This window comes from Wenzhouxiangella sp. YN1, assembly GCF_056324145.1.
This window is the reverse complement of sequence record NZ_JBJNIO010000107.1, coordinates 1-2,419: the sequence shown is the minus strand read 5'-3', so window position 1 is coordinate 2,419 and position 2,419 is coordinate 1. Positions and strand designations below refer to the sequence as shown.

The window sequence follows — 2,419 nt, the reverse complement described above, 5'->3', positions numbered from 1 at the left end:
AGGCTTTGAAAAGGGGTAGTGTTTCACCCATGGCGTGTTCTCTTTCTGTCGTGGGATTAGTGCCTTAACACTCTGATTATACGACAGAAATTGACACGCCATACCTCTTTCTAGCCCGCATTGAAGAATAAGGGGGGTTTAGCAGGCCAAGCGCCAGAAACGAAAATCACCCCGCTTCCCGTTCTACAGCCTGTTGCTGAGCTGACAAAGGCTCTTTGCCGGTGCTCCCCAAGGATTCCATAGCTGGCGGCGGCGGACACCAAAGCCGATCGATGTCGGCCCACCACCAATCAGTAACTGTTTTGCCAGCTCAGATAGCCTAGTGCCGGCAGGGAGATGAAAAAAGGGAAGACACCAGCAAACGTAAGGTATTGAAAATCAGGCCGGGGGGGGGGGTAAGCTCCATCATGGGGGCGAGGGTTAAAGGCAGTTTCTTTAACCACAGACTGATGCATGCTGCGTGAATCAGCAGTCAAGCGCGTTGTGGTTTCGAGTCTTGATTCATTCGCCCTCTTTCAGGCTGAAGTGCCAGAGCGGAACGGGTCTTGCCCACACCTACCGGCACGCTCATGCCAGTGAATGCAATTATATGGAGAATCTTATGAAATATTTGAAATTACTTGCTATGTCGGCAGTTGTCTTGTTTGTAACCACGGCGTGTGATCCGCCAGGGGCTCCTTTGAGGTGTCAGGACCATCCTTTTCCAAATATGTGTGGACAGAGCTATCAGTACAGTTTCACTGCAATGCAGGGTAAGCTTTCCGATTTTGCTGTCGGGTTGATGTCCACATTCGATGCGGCCGACTTCACCGTTGATTTGTCGTCGTCAAATATTCCGGTGACCACCACCAGCGGATACGCAACGGTTGTTCTTGATCTGTCCGATGGTAGCACTCAGTCCAGCAGTTTTGAGTGGATCAGGCTGGGTGATGAAGCGGTTATTTCTAACCCGTCAGCGGTCAATTCCTGGATCCAGCCGAAGCTTGCTGATATAGACGAGATTGACGTTGAGTTCGATTTTCAGGTCGCGTCGGAGGAAGGCGTTAACCTAGTAGTCACTGAGCTCAAGCATCAGGGCACGACAATCACTGGCTCATCTGATTCCTGGTATGTAGGTGGCGGGGGAGGCAGCTGCAGCCGTTGCGTGATTAAATAATGGAAAGGATGCGGGCCTGTCCAGAGCAGTGGCAGGCTCGCATAATTCAGAGGTTTCAATGATAAAGAAAGTTACCATTCCCCTGCTTGTCCTGGTTCTTGTTGTGTTTATGGCTGGGTGTTCCGCGCTTGAAATGTCAGCAAGAAGCACTCGAAAGGCTGTGGCGCTGGGTGAATTCCGAGGCATCAACACTGTAAAGCTCTCGCGAAGTAACGTTATTTCTTTCGGCCGGTTTTCCGGTACGGATGAGGTTGAGATCCGGAAAACGACAGAAGTGACAGCGGTAGACCTTGGCGACCGTGGCCGAATCCAATTCTTGCTTCCGGCTAATCCCTCTTCGACGTATTTTGATGAGACGCGTGAGTATCTGGAACGCGGCGCTGGCGAATTTTCCGCTGCGTTGTCCAGGACGCTGTCGGACTATTTGACCATGGTAGATGTGGATCTTGATGTGGATGTAGTGTTGGCCTCCGAGCCGGGCTCGTACTACTCATCTCAAGCCTCGATCCGGGACAGGCTGCTGGTGTCTTTGCTGTTTTATAGCCCCTTTGCTGAGGATGCTGTCGATGCGGAAGGGGCAGGCCAATGGTGGGCTGAGTTGGCTGATGTGGTCGCTCACGAGCTGTATCACCTGCACAGCTATTTATTGGATACCGAGCGCGAACGCGTCAATGAAGAGGCGGCCGCCAACCTATTTGGGGCCTGCGCAGCCTATCGTTATGGACTGAGCGCGGGCGTGTTTACCGAAACCATCGAGCATTTTGACCTGGCTTATGGCCCGGAAATCAAGCGATATTTTCCGGAGATTGACGAGGGCCGATTGAATCCGGATCTGCATGAACTCAACAAGCGACCTCATTCGAGCTTGCGTGGACAAGTGCTTTCAGTGGGTGTTTTTTATCTATTAGCTGGCAGCAATAAAATCCATCCGGTCAAGGATCGCGCCGCATTCGAGCGTATCTTTGACTATTGCGACGGTCTGGCCAGTGGAGTGCCCAGATTCCAGGCCGGCGAGTGGTAGGTAAATCAAGCCACTGCTATTGGGCTGATGGGACCGCTTCGAGGCGCACGATGCGGTCGCCTGGGGCCGGAGATTTCTTGTGGCGTATCGGGCGGGTTTGTTCAGGCGGCGATGCCGTAAGAAGCCAGCAACGGCTCCAGCGCCGGTTCGCGACCCCTGAAAGCCAGCCAGGATTCCTGAATCGGACGGCTTGAGCCGACTTCCAGGATTTCGCGCGCCAGCCGGCCGCCGGTTTCGGTATT

At 53.2% G+C, this 2,419-nt stretch carries 2 protein-coding genes; both read left to right on the top strand.

Features of this window, described 5'->3' with window-relative positions; genetic code table 11:
- Nucleotides 1-601: 601 nt before the first annotated feature.
- Nucleotides 602-1,156, top strand: coding sequence for a hypothetical protein (locus tag ACEWQZ_RS02360; RefSeq protein WP_476481468.1), 555 nt, complete (start codon nucleotides 602-604; stop codon nucleotides 1,154-1,156).
- Between the two features lie 58 nt (nucleotides 1,157-1,214).
- Nucleotides 1,215-2,177, top strand: coding sequence for a hypothetical protein (locus tag ACEWQZ_RS02355; protein ID WP_476481467.1), 963 nt, complete (start codon nucleotides 1,215-1,217; stop codon nucleotides 2,175-2,177).
- Nucleotides 2,178-2,419: the final 242 nt, after the last annotated feature.

Excerpts from the sequence above, each read along its gene's own strand:
- ACEWQZ_RS02360 (WP_476481468.1), top strand. The coding sequence starts at position 602 with ATGAAATATTTGAAATTACTTGCTATGTCGGCAGTTGTCTTGTTTGTA.
- ACEWQZ_RS02355 (WP_476481467.1), top strand. The coding sequence starts at position 1,215 with ATGATAAAGAAAGTTACCATTCCCCTGCTTGTCCTGGTTCTTGTTGTG.